This is a genomic window from Chromobacterium sphagni (assembly GCF_001855555.1).
GTDB classification, from domain to species: Bacteria; Pseudomonadota; Gammaproteobacteria; order Burkholderiales; family Chromobacteriaceae; genus Chromobacterium; species Chromobacterium sphagni.
The window spans coordinates 1-16294 of record NZ_MKCT01000058.1 but is presented as its reverse complement, the minus strand read 5'-3'; the positions used below and the strand labels follow the sequence as shown (position 1 = coordinate 16294).

The 16294-nt window shown below is 66.5% G+C and carries 14 protein-coding genes; 6 read left to right on the top strand and 8 right to left on the bottom strand.

Features of this window, described 5'->3' with window-relative positions; translation table 11 throughout:
* The 4 genes from BI344_RS24445 to BI344_RS17840 all read left to right on the top strand — a co-directional run.
* On the top strand, positions 1-250 hold a 250-nt coding region (locus BI344_RS24445), incomplete at its 5' end, for a hypothetical protein (RefSeq protein ID WP_206600428.1).
* On the top strand, positions 250-480 hold the full coding sequence (locus BI344_RS24440) for a hypothetical protein (protein ID WP_071114190.1): 231 nt from the start codon (positions 250-252) through the stop codon (positions 478-480). The genes BI344_RS24445 and BI344_RS24440, both read left to right, overlap by 1 nt.
* A complete protein-coding gene (locus BI344_RS17845; RefSeq protein WP_071114189.1) occupies positions 477-1403 on the top strand; it encodes an EamA family transporter in 927 nt (308 codons plus the stop codon). Before BI344_RS24440 ends, BI344_RS17845 begins: the two co-directional genes overlap by 4 nt.
* The gene (locus BI344_RS17840) at positions 1400-1936 is read left to right on the top strand and encodes a GNAT family N-acetyltransferase (protein WP_206600427.1); all 537 of its coding nucleotides are present in this window, start codon (positions 1400-1402) and stop codon (positions 1934-1936) included. The genes BI344_RS17845 and BI344_RS17840 overlap by 4 nt, the downstream gene beginning before the upstream one ends.
* On the opposite strand, the gene BI344_RS17835 is transcribed toward BI344_RS17840, so the two are convergent.
* From BI344_RS17835 to BI344_RS17810, 6 genes are all read right to left on the bottom strand, one after another.
* Complete coding sequence (locus BI344_RS17835) at positions 1890-2210, bottom strand: hypothetical protein (RefSeq protein WP_071114188.1); 321 nt, start codon at positions 2208-2210, stop codon at positions 1890-1892. The two genes, BI344_RS17840 and BI344_RS17835, sit on opposite strands and share 47 nt — an antisense overlap.
* A 163-nt stretch (positions 2211-2373) precedes the next feature.
* Positions 2374-4815 (bottom strand): two-component system response regulator, encoded by a 2442-nt coding sequence (locus tag BI344_RS17830; RefSeq protein WP_071114187.1) that lies wholly within the window; start codon positions 4813-4815, stop codon positions 2374-2376.
* Complete coding sequence (locus BI344_RS17825) at positions 4812-6239, bottom strand: sensor histidine kinase (RefSeq protein WP_083370287.1); 1428 nt, start codon at positions 6237-6239, stop codon at positions 4812-4814. The genes BI344_RS17830 and BI344_RS17825 overlap by 4 nt, the downstream gene beginning before the upstream one ends.
* A gap of 87 nt (positions 6240-6326) precedes the next feature.
* Entirely contained in the window at positions 6327-7160 is an 834-nt protein-coding gene (locus BI344_RS17820; RefSeq protein WP_241499398.1) for an AraC family transcriptional regulator, read from the bottom strand.
* A gap of 184 nt (positions 7161-7344) precedes the next feature.
* Positions 7345-9588 (bottom strand): M9 family metallopeptidase, encoded by a 2244-nt coding sequence (locus BI344_RS17815; RefSeq protein WP_071114186.1) that lies wholly within the window; start codon positions 9586-9588, stop codon positions 7345-7347.
* A 123-nt stretch (positions 9589-9711) separates the two neighbouring features.
* Entirely contained in the window at positions 9712-10620 is a 909-nt protein-coding gene (locus BI344_RS17810; protein WP_071114185.1) for a LysR family transcriptional regulator, read from the bottom strand.
* Positions 10621-10748: 128 nt separating this feature from the next.
* On the opposite strand from BI344_RS17810, the gene BI344_RS17805 reads away from it, so the two are divergent.
* The gene (locus BI344_RS17805) at positions 10749-11597 is read left to right on the top strand and encodes a pirin family protein (RefSeq protein ID WP_071114184.1); all 849 of its coding nucleotides are present in this window, start codon (positions 10749-10751) and stop codon (positions 11595-11597) included.
* A gap of 244 nt (positions 11598-11841) precedes the next feature.
* Entirely contained in the window at positions 11842-12963 is a 1122-nt protein-coding gene (locus tag BI344_RS17800; RefSeq protein ID WP_071114183.1) for a hypothetical protein, read from the top strand.
* Between the two features lie 81 nt (positions 12964-13044).
* On the opposite strand, the gene BI344_RS17795 is transcribed toward BI344_RS17800, so the two are convergent.
* Both BI344_RS17795 and BI344_RS17790 read right to left on the bottom strand, forming a co-directional pair.
* A complete protein-coding gene (locus BI344_RS17795) occupies positions 13045-14778 on the bottom strand; it encodes a GGDEF domain-containing protein (RefSeq protein WP_071114182.1) in 1734 nt (577 codons plus the stop codon).
* 99 nt (positions 14779-14877) lie between these two features.
* A complete protein-coding gene (locus BI344_RS17790) occupies positions 14878-16080 on the bottom strand; it encodes a citrate synthase family protein (RefSeq protein ID WP_071114181.1) in 1203 nt (400 codons plus the stop codon).
* Between the last annotated feature and the right edge of the window lie 214 nt (positions 16081-16294).

Here is a 16294-nt window from a genome sequence, read left to right as displayed (position 1 = left end):
TGAGCGGCGGGGTGTTGCGGTGTCGGCTCTGCTGTACCGCGATGCCATTTACCAGGTGGTGTTCGCCCGGCCCGGCTGCGCCAAGATCCATGGCTCCACTTTTGGCGGCAACCGGCTGGCGCTGCGCTGCGGATTGCACATGCTGGAAGCGCTGCGCGGCCTGGATGCGCCGGCCAGGGCCGCCGGGCAGTCGGACTATCTGCGCCGCGCCTGCCGGACGGTCCGTTTGTGCTGGAGGGCGTGGGGCTGATGCTGGCCTTGCGCGCCACGCCGCGGGCGAAGAGCCGTTTTGGCGAGCAGGCTGCCGGCGCGCTGTGGCTGCAGCTGCTGGCGGAAGGCGTGCTCACCGCGCCCGCCGCGCACGATCCGGACGCGCTGCGCCTGCTGCCGCCGCTGACGGTGGGAAGGGCGGAGCTGGACTATTTTCTGAACGCATGCCAGCGCGCGGTCACGGCGCTGGAAGAGGAGGCGACGACATGATGAAAATCCAACACGTGCTGCTGGCGATCTTGGTGGCCGCCATCTGGGGCCTGAGCTTCATCGTGGTGAAGATAGGTCTCACCCAATGCCCGCCGCTGTTGTTGGCGGCGTTGCGTTTCGTGGTGGTGTTCGCCGTGGGCGTGCTGCTGTTTCCCCGGCCCACGCTGCCGTGGCGGCTGTATCTGCGCGCTGGCTTGTGCCTGGGCGTGATCCAGTTTGCCGGGCTGTTTTCCGCCATCAAGCTGGGCATGCCGGCCGGCATCGTGTCGGTGCTGGCCCAGGTGCAGGTGTTTATTACCTTGCTGCTCGCCAATGTGCTGCTGCAGGAAACCCGCTCCGCCGTGCAGAAGGCGGTGATGGCGCTGGCTCTGCTAGGCGTGCTGCTGTTGGGCTATGCCCGCTATCACGACGCGTTGCCGTTGCTGCCGCTGTTGCTGGCCTTGTTGGGAGCGGCTGGTTTCGCCTGGGGCAATATCGAGCTGAAGCGTTCCGGCAAGGTGGACATGTTCGGCTTCGCCGTGTGGATGAGCGTGGTGCCGCCGCTGCCCTTGCTGCTGCTGTCGTTTACGTTGGAGGGCGGTCCCGCCGCGGCGTGGAGCGTATTGGCGCATTTCACCTGGACCGGGCTGCTGGCCTTGCTGTTCCTGGCTCTGATCGGCACGCTGTTTGCACTGGGCAGCTGGGGCAAGCTGCTCAGCCTGTATCCGGCCACGCTGGTGGCGCCGTTTTCGCTGCTCAGCCCGGTATTCGGCCTGTTGGGCGGTTATGTGATCCTGCAGGAGCGTTATGATGGTTTGAGCATCCTGGCTTCCGCGCTGATTGTGGCGGCGCTGGCGCTGAACACCTACGCCGGCAAGCTGGGCGCGTTCAAGGGCTGGCTGCAGCGCGCCCACCTGACGATAAAGGGACTACCGCACCGATGAACGACGATTCGCTGTATCTCTCCACCGACAAGCACCGGCTGGACGTCGGCTTGATTCATGCCTTCCTGCATGATCATGCGCCTTGGGCCAAAGGCATCGCGCGCGCCACCGTGGAGCAGGCCATCGCCGGCTCCATCTGTTTTGGCGCTTATCTGGACGGGCGCCAGGTAGGCTTCGCCCGGGTGGTGACCGACCAGGCCACCTTCGGCTATCTGTGCGACGTGTTCGTGGTGCCGGAATGCCGCGGCTGCGGCTATGCCCGCCTGCTGATGCAAAAGGTGGCGCAGGAGCCTGCCTTGGCCCGGCTGCGCCGCATCGTGCTGGTGACCTCCAACGCGCATGGGTGTATCAGCAGTTCGGCTTCACCGCGTTGGAGCATCCGGAACGTTATATGGAACTGCACAGGCCGGATATCTACAGCCGGGGTGAATAGCAACCGCCCCGCCCAAGCCACCAGTGCTGCGCTCGCCCCGTCACCGAACCGGTTTAATTGGGCTTGCAGGCAATTTCCATTGAGCGTTCGCCGGTTTTGATTGCCGAACCGCCGAATGATCCGGCATTGCCATGAATGGCTCCGCCGACGGTGGCGATAGAGCTGTCTTCGCCGCTACGGTCAAGGATGTCGTAGCCCGCGCCCTTGCAGATTTCTCCCGCCGCTTCATAGCATTTGTCCCAGCCGCGGGCGATGCCGCTGCAATTCAGCGCGTATGCCCTGCGGCCGTCGGGGGAGTAGGTTTCATGAACGGTTGCGCAAGCCGCCAGCAGGCACAGGATAGGCAGGGTGGTTGTGACGCGGTAGGGAGTCATCTGTTTCTCCGTGGCATGGAGGCGCACAGCCGTTTATTTGCATGGCTGAGTGCGCCTGCGAGGTTTGTCGAAGATACTCGCCATCCCGATGGCGGCATGGCCTGCCTGGGCTGCGGCGCGGATGGCGGATGCACGCTTTGCCGGACCGCGTGGCGAAGGGCGGTCAGGCCACGGCGATGCCGCCGTTTTTCTGCAGCAGTTTCAGAAACGCCTCGCCCGGCAGCGGCCGGGAGTACAGGTAGCCTTGCACGTACTGGCAGTGGTTGTTCCGCAGGATGGCCGCCTGGGCCGCGGTTTCCACGCCTTCGGCGATCACCTCCAGCCCCAGCTTGCCCGCCATGACGACGATGGCTTCGCACAGCGCCAGGTCGCGCGGATCCTCGGCGATCTGGCGGACGAAGGACTGGTCTATCTTCAGGTAGTCCAGCCGGTAGCGCTTCAGGTAGGACAGCGCCGAGTAGCCGGTGCCGAAGTCGTCGAGGGCGATGCGGATGCCGGCGGCGTGGTAGCGCTCCAGCGCTTCTTGCACTGCGTAGTCGGCATCCAGCAGCACGCCCTCGGTGATTTCCAGCACCAGCGCGTCGCCGGGCACGCCGCTATCGGCCAGTTTTTGCAGCCAGCGCTGGTGATTGCGCTGTTCGCGAAAATGCAGCGCCGACACGTTGATCGATATCCGGAATTGCGAATGCAGGTCTTGCCGCCAGGCCCGCACGCTGCGCAGCGCCTCGTCGAACACCCATTCCGAGAGATCGCCTATCATGCCGCATTCCTCGGCGATCGGGATGAAGGCCGAGGGGGGGATGTCGCCATGCTGCGGGTGCCGCCAGCGCAGCAGCGCCTCCGCTTTTTGCACGCGTCCGGTGGCCAGTTCGACGATGGGCTGGTACACCAGGAACAGCTGGTTCTGCTCCAGCGCCTCATGTAGGCCGCTGGAGATCTGCAGCCGGATTTCCGCGGCCTTTTGCATCTCCGGCGCGTAGAAGCAGTAGCGGTTGCGTCCGGCGTGCTTGGCGCCGTACATGGCCTGGTCGGCGTTGCGCAGAAGTTCCTCCACGCTGGCGCCGTCGGTGGGGAACAACGCGATGCCTATGCTGCCGGTGACGTAGCAGGTCATGTGCTCCAGCACCACCGGCTCGGCCAGTTGGGCCAGCAGTTTTTGCGCCACCTGGTCTACATCGCTCAGCGTGTCGATGTCGCCGAACGCGATGCAGAACTCGTCGCCGCCCAGCCTTGCCACGGTGTCGCTGGCGCGCATGCAGCTTTGCAGGCGCCGGGCCACGATTGCCAGCACCTGGTCGCCCAGGCCGTGGCCCAGCGAATCGTTGATGGTTTTGAAGTGGTCCAGGTCTATCAGCAGCACCGCCATCATGCTGTGGTGGCGCGTGGCCTGGGCCAGTTCGTATTCCAGGTGGTCATGCAGCATGCGGCGGTTGCACAGATTGGTCAGCGGGTCGTGCTTGGCCAGGAAATCCAGTTGCTCCTGCACCGCCAGCACCGAGCTGATGTCGGAAAACACCAGCACATAGTTGCCGATGACGCCGTCCGCGCCGGGAACGATGCTGATGCTTTCCCAGATGCAGAGTGCGGCGCCGTTCTTGTGCAGGTAGTTGGCGTTGCCTTGCCAGGTCTGGGGCTCCCCCTGGCGCAGTTGCGCCAGGAAGGGGGCGCTGTGCGGGGTTTGATAGAGCGTGTCAATGTCAGGCCAGGCCAGGGTTTCTTCCGCGGGGTAGCCGGTGAGCTGGCTGAAGGCCGGGTTGACCGAAATCACCCTGCGCTCGGCGTCCAGGATGGCGATGCCTTCGGCGGTGGATTCGAACACGGTCACCGCCTGGCGCAGCTTTTCCTCGGTGCGGCGCCGCTCGGTGACGTCCTGCATCACGCCGATGAGGCGGCCGCCGCGCTCGCCGTCGTCGAAGCGCTTGCCGTGGGCCTCCATCCAGCGCGTGTCGGCCGGGGCGTCGGCGCGCAGGCGGAAGCTGACGTTGAAGCTGCCGCCGCCCTGGCTGGTATGTTCGATGGCCTGGGCTACCGCCGGTTCGTCGCGCGGGTCGATCTGTTGCAGGAAGTGGCGTATGGTTTCGCTGAGCACCGAGCTGGGCGACAGCAGCGTCTCCTCGTTCAGGCTGAACACGTTCATCTGGTCGATTTCGACATGCCATTCCCACACTTCCAGCTGCGAGGCCTCCATCGCCTTGCAAAAGCGTTCCACCTGCTCGTCGCTGTCGCGCTGGATGCCGAAGCGCACCATCGCCATCTGCAGCGTGGCGTGCAGCTCGCGCGGGGATACCGGCTTGACCAGGTAGCCGTAAGGCAGCGCGCTCTCCGCGCGCAGCAGCGTGGCGTCCTCGGCGTAGGCGCTGAGAAAGATGATGGGAACCCGCAGGCGGCGGTGGATTTCGCGCGCCGCCTCCACGCCGTCCATCGCTCCTTCCAGATGGATGTCCATTAGCACCAGATCGGGGCGCTGCTGTATGGCCTTTTCTATTGCCGGATGTCCGCTGGCCACCACGCCGCAGACGATGTAGCCCAATGCCTGCAGTTGCAGCTGCAGGTCCATCGCGATGATGCGCTCGTCCTCCACGATCAGGATGCGGAAGTTCGTCATATGAGCTTCCCCGCGCCGAACACCGGAAAGCGCGCCTCGAAGCGCACGCCGGGCTGGTTGTCGTGCATGCTCAGTTGCGCGCCCATCTGTTCGGCCAGCATCGGCACCAGCTGCAGTCCCAGCGACTTGGACTGGCCGGGCTGGGTCAGCGCCGGCATGCCGATGCCGTGGTCGCCCACTACCAGCAGCGCGTGCTTGTCGTCCTCCAGCGACAGGCGGATGTCGATGGTGCCGCTGCCCGCCGGGTAGGCGTGCTTGAGCGCGTTGGTCAGCAGCTCGTTGATCAGCAGGCCGCAGGGGGTGGCGCGCTGCAGTTCGAGATACACCAGCCCCTCCGGCGCGTCCTGTTCCACTTGCAGCTGGCGGGTCAGCAGGCCGTAGCTGCTCAGCAGCAGCTGGTTGATGCGCTGCAGGTATTCGCCCAGATCCACTTTGGAGAAGTCGCGGCGCTCGTACAGCAACTGGTGGATCAGCGACATCGAGCGCACCCGCGCCTGGCTGTCCTGCAGCACGTGGCGGGTGCTTTCCTCCTCGACATAATGCGTCTGCATATTGAGCAGGCTGATGATGACCTGCAGATTGTTCTTCACCCGGTGGTGCACCTCGTTGAGCAGCGTGGTTTTCTCCAGCAGCGCCATTTCCAGCTGGCGCTGCACCTGCTTGCGCGAGGTGATGTCGACGATGCCGGCCAGCACCATCGGACCGTCCTCGGTCTCTATCGGGTTCAGCCCGATCTCGATCGGAAACTCGCTGCCGTCCTTGTGCAGGCCGAACAGGTCGCGGCCCACGCCCATCAGCCGCGCCTCGGGCTGCCGCAGATAGGTATGCCGCAGCTGGCCGTGCTGGCTGCGGAAGCGTTCCGGCACCAGGCGCTCCATCTGCATGCCGTGCAGCTCGTGCGATTCGTAGCCGAACAGCGATTCGGCCAGCCGGTTGAACAGGGTGATGGCGCCGGCGGCGTTCACCATGATCATCGCGTTGTGCGCTTCTTGCACCACCTGATGGAAGTGTTCTTCCAGCCGCTTGCGCGGACCGATGTCGCGGATGATTTCGGCGTAGCCGCGCAGCACGCCCTGCGGGTCGTGCAGCGGCTTGAGCACGATGTCGGCGAGAAAACGGCTGCCATCCTTGCGCACGCGCCAGTCTTCGCCGCAATGGCGCCCTTCCAGGCGGGCGACGTCAAGCTCGCGCATTGCCCGCGCCGCGACGCCGGCTTCCGGGGGGTAGAGGCGGCTGAGGTGCTCGCCGAGGATCTCGTCGGCGCGGTAGCCCTGCATGCGCTCGGCGCCGGGATTCCAGCTGCGCACCAGGCCTTCGGTGTCCAGTAGGAAGATTGCGTAGTCGTCCACGCAGCTCACCAGCAGGCGGAAGCAGGCGTCGCTCTCGCTGATGCCCGGCAGAGCGGAACTTTCGATGGTCGACATCGCGGTTTCTCATGGCAGGGCGCTTCGGCGTCGGGGCGGACTGAGAGCGGCGGTTGGTGCGGCGGCGCGTGCCGGCTGGATATCCACTTATAAGGGTATGTCTTTGTGCTGCGCGATGTGCTCAGTAGCTTTACTAGGTGCAAATACCAGTATGGCGCGAGGCGGCTGCCCGCCATGGCCGGCCGGCGTCCGCAACCGCAGCTGGCGGGGACTGAGGCCCAGCATTTGCCGGCACAGCCGGGTGAGGGCGCTTTGGTCGGAAAAGCCGCAGCTGGCGGCGATATCGGCCAAGGAGCGGCTGCTGTGGACGATGGCGTGGCAGGCCGCCTCCATCCGGGTGCGGCGAATGAATTCGCCGGCGCAGGCCTGGAACACCCGCTTCATGCGCCGGTCCAGCTGGCCTATGCTCAGGCCGGACAGGTCGCACAGCTCCTCCAGCCGCAGCGGGCGGTGGTAATGCGCCTGGATGTGGTCGACGCAGGCGGCGAAGCGCTCGTCCAGCAGCTTTTCCCGAGTCAGCTCGGCCAGGTCCTTGGAGATGCAGACCAGGCCCAGCAACTGGCCGTCTGGGTGGTAGAGCGACTGCTTGCTGGTGAGGCACCAGCCGGGTGAGCCGTCGGGATACACGGTGAGATCCAGCCGGTTGCGCAGCGGCCTCTGTTCGGCGAACAGCGCCAGATCCTGGTCGCGGTAGCGGTTGGCCATCGCGCTGGGGAACAGCTCATGCGCGGTGCGGCCCTCCGCCTGCCAGCGGTGGCGCAGCGCGCAGCGCCCGACGCAGCCTTCGCTGACCGTCAGGTAGCGGCTGTCCAGATCCTTGACGGCGAACACCACGTCGGGAAGATGGTCGAACAGCGCGGCCATGGCGCGCACGGCGGCCAACTCGCTGATCAGGTGGGAAGGCTGCGCTTGCATCAACATGGTGGATGGTCCTCGGGATTACATGATTAATTCCATCAAATTGGCCAATTATTACATTGGCATTTGTTGAAAATAACATGCTCCATGTCTATGCGCTTTGCAAGTTTTGGCTGGCGCAATCCGCGCGGCGATAAGAAAACAGGCCATGCGTCAAGCATGGCCTGCGTGGTTTTGGCGGCGGCGCTTATTCGTAGCTGGCGCTGACGATGACGTTGGCGAACGGCTGCCTGGCCTGTAGGGTCAGGTAATACCAGTGGCCGGCCTGCGGCGCGGCGATGCTGACCGATTCTTCGTTGCCGGCCGATGTGGAGGAGTAGTCGTAGCTGCCGGCGGTCGGGTAGCGGTCTTTGGCCACATAGAGGTCCACGTCGCCGCTGCCGCCGCTGGTCCACAGCCGGAGATTGCGCGCGCCGGCCGGCAGCAGGATGGCGGCGTAGCTGGCGCCGGACGAGGACTGGCCGCTGAGCGAGCAGTTCTTGCCCAGGCGGTTGGGGTAGCCCTCGTTGCACGGCGGCAAGCCGGTGGCGGGAGGCAGCGGCGGCTGGCCGGCGGTGGTGGCGCTTTGCGCCCAGCTGGCGAATTCGCCGTCGTAGCCCGCGCCGATCTGCTTCATCTGGCCCATGTAGCCGGCATAGTCGCCCTTGCGGAACAGCGGCAGCATGGCGTCCACATCGCCGCGGTGGCGCTCCATCATGAAGCGGGTGGCCATATAACCCCAGCGGTAGGCGCGGGTGACGTAGTCGGCCATGCCGTAGGTGTTGCCGAAGATCTGGCTGAGCTTGTAGTTGCCGCTCTTGGCGGCGTCGATAGCCGCCTGGTTGTCGTTGCGCAGCGACAGGTATTCGGCCAGGCCTTCTATCCACCACACCGTGGGTTGCTGGGTGGCGGCGGCGAAATCGCCGTACATGTCGAAGCGGCCGTCCAGGTAATGGATGTACTCATGCTCCAGGTTCCACACCTTGAACGCCGGGCGCAGCCATGAGGCCTCGTGGGCGATGAAGCGCGCCTGGTTGGCCGGATCGGCCGGATTGCCTTCCAGGTACATGCCGCCGTTATCGGTGCCGATGCCGTAGATCACGCCGGCGTACTTGGCGTAGTTGTCGTAGTCGTCGAACACCACCACTTCCAGCGAGGTGTTGTTGTCGTCGGCCACGGGCTGGTTGCGGGTTTGCAGCATCTGGTGGAAGTAGGACTCCTCTTTTTGCAGCAGCGCGCACGATGACTGCATCTGGTCCGTGGTCATTTCCTGGGCGCGGATGCGGATGGTGGGGCTGCAGGTGTAGCGGTTGACCAGGATGGCGTCGGCAAGCTTAGTCTCGAAATTGCAGGTGCCGTATTCGCTGCAGTTGGCGGCGTCGTAGTACTTCACCGCTTCGGCCGAGGCCAGCCACAGTTCGTTGTCGCTGCCGGCCATGCTGCTGCCGGCCAGGATGGCTTTCACCTGCGGCTTGATGGCGGGCTTGAGCGCAGGGTACTGCATGAAGCGCAGGCCTTCGCGGGTGGCGTCGCCCAGCTGGTAGGCGGTTTCGGTGCCGATCAGGCTGGCCTTGTCGGCCTGGACGAACTGGGTGAGCGCGGCGGAGTAGCTGATATCGTTCTGCAGCAGCGGCGCGGCCGCGCTGCGGCCATGCGCGTAGAACAGCACCGTCAACGCGCCGGTGAAGCCCTGGGCGGCGGTGGTTTCGCGCAAGGCCTGGGCGGCGGCCGGCTGGCTGGCGCTATTGGTGTAACGTTGGACGATGGCGCGGATGCTGGGCAGGTAATAGGCCTCGTCGGCCATATTGGTGATCAGCGTCATCACCTCGTTGGCGGTGGTGGGGGCTTGGCTGTTGGCGGCGAACAGCGCGGGGCTGTCGGCCAGTTGCTTGATGCCGGGGCGCAACACGGCTTGCAGATTGGCGTCCAGCGTCGGCAGCGTGCCGCTGCTGGCCAGGTAGTAGCCGGCGCGCAGGTAGAGCGTGAGGTTGACCAGCGCCATCGAACCGGCGTTGTAGCCGGCGGCTTCCTGGGCGAAGCGGCTGGCCACCGCGTTGAGGTTGGCCGGGGCGTAGAGGCTGGCGGCCAGCTTGCCGTCGAGCGCGAACAGTCCGTAGGTGCAGGTGTAGTCGGGCAGGCTGGCCAGGTAGTTGGCCAAGGCCGCGCCGCTGTATCCGGCCATCGCGTTCATGTCCTGGCATTGCGGGGTAGCGGCGTGGCGCGTCAGCTTCCGCAGCGGCTTGCCGATTACGCTGCGGTTGTCGGGCAGGCGGTAGCGGGCCTGGGCGTCGGTCGGCGGGCGGTGCTGCCACAGGCGCGGGGCCGCGGCCTGTTTCTGCCTGGCCTGTGCCTGGTGCGGGGCTTTGAGCAGCTTGGGCGCTGCCAGCGCCGATTGCGAGAGCAGCGCTGCGGCCATGGCGAGGCATAGCGCGGCGAGAGGGGCTTTGTGCATGTTCGTCTCCGGAAATCAGGGCCTGTCCCTGATGTCCGCCATCATGCCAACCGCCCTCCCGGATTTCTTGGCGCGCCTCGCTGCCCGCGCGCGCAGATTTGCCAAATCCCGCCCGCGGGCGGCTCAGCGCGGCGTTTCGCCGGGCGCGGTCAGTTTGGCCATCACCAGTTCGATGAAGGCCGACACCGCCAGCGGCAGATGCTTGCGGCTGGGATACAGCAGGTTCAGCCCCTGGCCGGACCGCTGGTACTGCGGCAGCACTGGCGCTAGCTTGCCGGCCTCCAGGTCCAGCCGGATCAGGGCCGGGGGCAGCAGGGCGACGCCCAGGCCGGCGAGGGTGGCGCGGCGCAGCGCCTGGGCGGTGTTGCCGCTGAAACGGCCGGCCACCAATACCTCCTCCTCCCTGCCGTCCGGGCCGGTCAGCCGCCAGCCGGCGCGGCCGCCGGGCCGGGTCGGGATCACGCAGTCATGACGGGCCAGGTCCTGCAGCGTCAGCGGCGCGCCGCGCGCGGCGAGATAGGCCGGGCTGGCCACCAGACCGCCGCTGCCGGCGCCCGGCAGTTGCCGGCCGACATAGCCGGAGTCCGCTAGCGTGCCGCCGCGGAAGGCGATGTCGATGCGTTCGGCGATCAGGTCGACCTGAGCGTCGCTGAGCACGAAATCCACCTGCACCTGCGGGTGTGCTGCCAGGAATTCCGCCACCCACTCCATCGGGAAAAAGTCGAAGAAATCGGCGGTGGCGGCCACCCGCACCTGTCCGCTGGGTTGCGGGTTGCCACCGAGCAGCTCCTGTCCGGCCTCAAGCAGGCCGTCCACCGCGCCGGCGCAGCGCTGGTGAAAGGCCTGGCCGGCGCTGGTGAGGGCGAGCTTGCGGGTGGAGCGCTGCATCAGCCGGACGCCCAACCGCTGCTCCAGCTGCTGTATGCGGCGGCTGACGGTGTTGGGCGGCAGACCCAGCCGCCGGCCGGCTTCGGCAAAGCTGCCGTGGCGCGCCACCTGCACAAACAGCGCGATGTCGTTGAGGTCCAGCATGCTGCGCCATTCCTTGTTTTTTTGGATGAGTCCAATCCAATCATACCGTCTAGTTTGTCAATCCGGGTGGGCTTAAGCTTCGCTCATTCGGCCGCCCAGGCCGACAGCCCATTGCAGAGGAGCACGCCATGAACACCGCCGCTACCGTTTTCGCCCGCGCCATCGTCCACCGCACCCGCGGCGCGCAGCACGGACCCGTCACCCGCTTGATGAGCCCGGGCCGCTTGGGGCGCCAACTGAAGCCTTTCGTGTTTCTGGACTGGTTCGACCTGGATCTCTCCGCCGGTAGGCAGGGTTTCGGCCTGCACCCGCACTCCGGCATCGCCACCTTCACTTGGTTGCTGGAAGGCGAAGCGGTCTACGAGGACACCACCGGGGCCAAAGGCGTGCTGCCCGCCGGCGGCGTCGAGTGGATGCGCGCCGGCAAGGGCGTATGGCATGCCAGCGAACCCACCGCCGCCTCGCGCCGCATGACTGGCTTTCAGCTGTGGCTGGCCTTGCCGGTCGAACTGGAGCTGGCCCCGGCGGAAAGCATGTACCTCGCTCCGGAGCATATTCCGCGGCAGGGCCCGGCCAGAGTGCTGTTGGGCGGCTATGGCGGGCTGAGAAGCCCGATCCCGTCGCCGGTCGGGGTGACGTATCTGGCGGTGAGCCTGAAGGATGGCGAGCGCTGGACGTTCACGCCGCCGGCCGGGCACGATGTGGCCTGGGTGGCGTTGAATGCCGGCAGCCTGCGGGTGGCTGGCGAGGATGCGCCGCTGGCGGCGGGCGAGATGGCGGCGTTCGCCGAGACCGGCGCGGCCATCGAATTTGTCGCCGCCGGCGATGCGGCCTTCGTGCTGGGCTCCGCGCCCAAGCATCCGCACGATCTGGCGCTGGGTTATTACTCGGTGCACAGCCGTGCGGAAACTTTGGCGGCGGGCGAAGCGGAAATCGAGCGCATCGGCGCGGAGCTGCGGGCGCAGGGAAGGCTATAGCCGCTTTGCATGGGCGCATCCTGTTTTGCGCATCGCGTGGCGTCCTAAGTATTCGTACTAGCTTGAATTAATTGGCGCCCAGGTCGCCAAATAGCGGCGACAGTTTCTCTGTTTTGACAAAATCGGCTGCCGTTCCTCGCGCGAGCCGGTCCGGTCTGTCGCCGCAGGCATGGCGGCTACCGGCTCTTTTTTGCTTGCCCTGATTTCCGACCACCGGCAGTCGCCAGGCCAGTCAGGAGCCGCAATGCCCGCCCTTCCATTCAAGCTATGGTTTACCGGCGCCGGCCGGCCGCCGGCTACTGCCGAACCTTCCAGCGCCGAGACCCGGCAAGTGGCGCGCAGCGCCTATGGTTATGTGCTCAGGGTGCAGACCACCGTCCGGATCATTCTGCCAAGCTCCAGGGGAGACGAAACTTTGAAGCGGCGGGCTGATGAGTTGCTGCGAAAAGAGAATTACACCTGGGGCGAGCTGTTCGAACTGGAGATGCTCTGCGCCGAACTGGCCAGCGACGACATGCTGGTGCTGATCCGGCCGACCGACGTCGATCCATCGCTGGAGTATTGCGAGGCGGCGTGCATGGCCGAGCGGTGGGGAGGCGCGGCGGATGGGCTGGCCGGAGCATTGGCCGGGGCTCGCGGCGGCAAGCCGGCAGCGGGCAGGGCGGAATTGAGGGCTGCGGTATTGCTGGGGCAGCAACGCTATTTCCGGTCCTTGCGCCGCGAAAGGGCGCTGGACCGGCTGCGTCTGAGACTAGGCCTGTTCACGTTGGCGATGGCTTTGCTGGGAGGCATCTATTACTGGTGGTTGAGCGGCAGTCCAACCGACGCCGGGCTGGCGCTGTCGGCCACTTTCGGGATACTCGGCGCTTTCGCCAGCGTTTTGCAACGCATCCAGAGCGTTGGCGAGAAAACCAGCACCAATGGACAATCGGGCGCGAGTGTCGCCATGCTGATGGAGGGCTCGTGGAGCCTGTACCTGGCGCTGGCCAGCGGCGCAGTGTTCGGCATACTGGGGTTCTGGCTGTTTGCCGGCGGGTTCGGCGGGGCGTTTTTAAGCACGCAGCTGGCGCCCAGCTTCAGTGCCTCGCTGGCGTCGTGCCATGATTCGGCGCTTCCCTATCTGCAGCAAGGGTCGGATTACGGAAAGATGGCGGTGTGGGCGTTCTTCTTCGGTTTCGCCGAGCGCTTCATTCCCGATCTGCTGACCCAACTGGCGAAAAACGGCGCGGCCAACGTCCCTCGGCCCCAGAGTCGGCGACTCCTGGCGGAGGCGGGCAAGCGGTCGAGGGCGGCTTGGGAGGCGCGGGCTGCGGAAAAAAGCCGCAGAGTGGCGGCGCATCGCCGCTCGGAGGATGGGGATGGCTGACTCCCGCCCGGCCTTGATTCCGGCGGGCGAGCGTTCCCCGGCATGTAACGAAATAGGGCGGCTTGCGCCTTGGCGGCGGTTTCAAGACAGCGGCGGTTCAGCCACCTGCACCTGGTTGCGGCCCTGGCGCTTGGCCGTGTACAGCGCGCGGTCCGCGGCTGCCAGCAGCGACTCCAGCGTGGGACGATCCTCGTTCAGCGTGGCGACGCCGAAACTGGCGGTGACCGTCAGCGTCGGCCCGGAGGCGAGGGCGAGCGGCGAGGCTTCCAGGCTGGCGCGCAGGCGTTCCGCCATGGCTTCGCCGGCGGCCGCGCCACTGTGGCTGGCCAGCACGACGAACTCCTCGCCGCCGTAGCGGCCGGCATGGTCTCCCTCGCGGCAGGCCTGCGTCAGGATGGCGGCGACATGCTTCAGCACCTCGTCGCCGGCGTCGTGTCCGTGCCGGTCGTTCACTTGCTTGAAGTAGTCGATGTCGAACATGATCAGCGTCGCCGGAGAGGCGCTGCGGTTGGCGCGGGCGATTTCCGCTTGGGCGGCCTGGGTGAAGGCGCGGCGGTTGGCGATGCCGGTGAGGAAGTCCACCTGCGACACTTCGGTCAGTTCTTCGATCAGGCGCTGCCGCTCGCCTTCCAGCCGGCGTTTTTCCAGGCTGTGCCGCCGCAGGATGACGATGGCCGCCAGCACCTCGCCGATTTCGTCGCTCCGGCGGCTGGCGGGGACCTGCGCATCCAGCTTGCCGTCGGCGATGTCGGTCAGCAGCCCGGCCGCCGCCAGCAGCGGCTTGGCCACTTGCCAGCGGATGTAGGCGAATAGCGCCAGCTGCGCGATCAGCGCCAGCATGCCCAGTCCAGCCGCATACAGCAGATGGCGGAACGCCAGCCGGTGCTGGGCCAAGGCGGCGCGCGAGGCTTCGGACAGCATGGTGTCGCGCAGCGCCACGATGGAGCGCATGGTGGGAACGTAGCGGGCGGCGAATTGCGCCGGGTCCATCGTGTAGGCGCGGGTCTGCTGGCTGTACAGGGTGATGCGGTCTACCAGCGCCATGCCCTCGCCGAAATAGTTCTCCTCCATGGCCTGAGCCGCCTGCAGCGTGGCGGAGGAGGCTTCCGGCACGCGGGCGCGCAGGCTGATGGTGCGGTGCAACTGGTCGATGCGGCCATGCAGCACGTCCATGGAGCGCGTCTCCGCTACCGACAGCTGGCGGTTTTCCGCCAGCGCGGCGGTCAGCTGCGAGCCCAGCCGGCCGGCGTATTCCCGCAGTTCTGTGGCCTGGCGGGCGCCGACCAGAGGGTTGGCCAGCCGCGGATAGACGCTTTCGGCGCGGAACGACAGCGCCGTCACCGCTTGCAGCGCCGGTGGGATGGCGTCGTACATCCGGCGCACCGCGCCCATCAGTTGCGGCGAGGTCGGGCGCATCGGCAGGCCGGCGACGTGGTCCACTTCGCCGCGGGCGTCGTCCAGCACCTGCTGCGCTTGGCGTATGGCTTCCAGCGCGCGGCGGTGATCGTTGGAGGAGGAGGGGTCAAGTGTGGCGATCAGCATGCGGATGGCCTGGTCGCTGGCGGCTCTGGCCTGGCGCAGCCGCTCCCGCTTGGCGGGGGTGGAGAACGAACCGAGCAGCGCATTGGCCGGGCCGCGCTCCAGCGAAATCTTTTCCACCGCCACCATCGCCAGGTGGGCAATCTGGATCGCGCCCATCCCGTCATCCGTCGCGCGCAGGATGGACCATTCGTTGTCGATGATCCAAGCCAGCGGTAGGCTGATCAGCGCGAACAACAGGACGGTGGCTATGGTGAATATCTTGGACAGGCGCATCAAGGATTCAATTCAAGACAGGCAGCGCTCTGCGCATTCAGGCGGTGCAAGATTGAGTATATGCGCAGCGGCGCGGCGGCAAGGGAATTTCCCCGCGGCTCAGACGCCGCGCCGGTCCTGGCCGCCGGGCCGCCTGCCGATGTAGGCCGCGCGCGGCCGGATCAGGTTTTCGCCGCCGCGCTGCTCCAGGCCGTGGGCGATCCAGCCCGCAGTGCGTCCCAGCGCGAACAGGCCGAAGGCCGCGCCAGGGGGCAGCCGCAGATGCCGGCGCACCGCCACCAGCGCGAAGTCCACCGATGGATGCTGCCCCACCAGTGCGAACGCCTGCTCGACGATGCGCTGAGGCCGGGGATCGCCCGGCAGGATGCGGGCGAGCAGCGCCATGGCGCGCACGTCGCCGTTGGGGTAGAGGTGGTGGCCGAAACCTGGCAGATCGTCCCCTCTTGCCAGCCGTTCTCGCATCTTTCCGCCGATATCACCGTCGTTTATCTCATCCCATAAGGCTTCGCCGCGGGCGGTGGTGCCGCCGTGCTTGCCGCCGGTCAGCGCGGCGAGGCCGCCCACCACGGCGGCGCGCAGGCTGGCGCCGGTTGATGCGATGCAGCGGGCGGTGAAGCTGGAGGCATTCAGTTCGTGGTCGGCGCACAGCGTCAGCGCCATCCGGATCAGTTCCGCGCCGTCGGCATCTACGCCCCAGGCGCGGGCGCATTGCAGATGGATGGGCGCGTCGTCGGGCGCCGCGCCCAGCAGGCAGGCCGCCATCAGCCGCAGCAGGGCGCCGCAGCCTTCGGCCTGGCGCGGCGCCGACTTCTGCCACAGCGCAGTGGGCGCGTCTTCGCTGGCCGCGGTGAACAGCGGCAGCAGCGCCTCTTCGGCGCGGCGTCCCCGATGATGGGCCATCAGCGCCGGCATGGTTGCCGGCCAGGCGGGCGCGAGCGGGCCAAAGGCCGCGCCGGCGTCGCATTGCCACAGGTGGGCGGCCACCTCTTCCAGGCCGCGCGACGCGGCCAGGTCCAGCGCGTTTTCGCCGCGGTAGTACAGCTGCCCGTCCTCGATCAGCGTAATGGCCGACTCCAGCACCGGCAGCCCCCAGTTGAGGGTGGCCTTGGCCACTTCCTTGGGTTTGCGGCCGCGGGTGCGCTGGGCGGCCAGCTGTTCCACCTCCGCCGCCAGATAGCGGCTTTCCCTCTGGCCGCCATCGTTGTCGGCATGCAGCAGCCCGCGGCTGACATAGGCGTACAGCGTTTGTCTGGAGACGCCGAGACGGGCGGCGGCTTCGGCGGAGCTCAGGTAGTGGGGCATGGCGGGCAGTTTTGAAGATATGTTGATTATATTAATCAACGTTGACAATTATTTCAACGGGCATATTCTTCCGGAGGGAAGCTAAACAACGGAGAGCCATCATGTTCGACCATGCATTCAGCCCGATCTCTGGCCGCGCCGCGCCGGCGCAACATTATCTGGACGCGTTCTGGGACGCTGTCGGCGGCCGCCCGGATCAGTTGGCGCATATCGC

Excerpts from the sequence above, each read along its gene's own strand:
- BI344_RS24440 (WP_071114190.1), top strand. The coding sequence starts at position 250 with ATGCTGGCCTTGCGCGCCACGCCGCGGGCGAAGAGCCGTTTTGGCGAG.
- BI344_RS17845 (WP_071114189.1), top strand. The coding sequence starts at position 477 with ATGATGAAAATCCAACACGTGCTGCTGGCGATCTTGGTGGCCGCCATC.
- BI344_RS17840 (WP_206600427.1), top strand. The coding sequence starts at position 1,400 with ATGAACGACGATTCGCTGTATCTCTCCACCGACAAGCACCGGCTGGAC.
- BI344_RS17835 (WP_071114188.1), bottom strand. The coding sequence starts at position 2,210 with ATGACTCCCTACCGCGTCACAACCACCCTGCCTATCCTGTGCCTGCTG.
- BI344_RS17830 (WP_071114187.1), bottom strand. The coding sequence starts at position 4,815 with ATGACGAACTTCCGCATCCTGATCGTGGAGGACGAGCGCATCATCGCG.
- BI344_RS17825 (WP_083370287.1), bottom strand. The coding sequence starts at position 6,239 with ATGTCGACCATCGAAAGTTCCGCTCTGCCGGGCATCAGCGAGAGCGAC.
- BI344_RS17820 (WP_241499398.1), bottom strand. The coding sequence starts at position 7,160 with ATGTTGATGCAAGCGCAGCCTTCCCACCTGATCAGCGAGTTGGCCGCC.
- BI344_RS17815 (WP_071114186.1), bottom strand. The coding sequence starts at position 9,588 with ATGCACAAAGCCCCTCTCGCCGCGCTATGCCTCGCCATGGCCGCAGCG.
- BI344_RS17810 (WP_071114185.1), bottom strand. The coding sequence starts at position 10,620 with ATGCTGGACCTCAACGACATCGCGCTGTTTGTGCAGGTGGCGCGCCAC.
- BI344_RS17805 (WP_071114184.1), top strand. The coding sequence starts at position 10,749 with ATGAACACCGCCGCTACCGTTTTCGCCCGCGCCATCGTCCACCGCACC.
- BI344_RS17800 (WP_071114183.1), top strand. The coding sequence starts at position 11,842 with ATGCCCGCCCTTCCATTCAAGCTATGGTTTACCGGCGCCGGCCGGCCG.
- BI344_RS17795 (WP_071114182.1), bottom strand. The coding sequence starts at position 14,778 with ATGCGCCTGTCCAAGATATTCACCATAGCCACCGTCCTGTTGTTCGCG.
- BI344_RS17790 (WP_071114181.1), bottom strand. The coding sequence starts at position 16,080 with ATGCCCCACTACCTGAGCTCCGCCGAAGCCGCCGCCCGTCTCGGCGTC.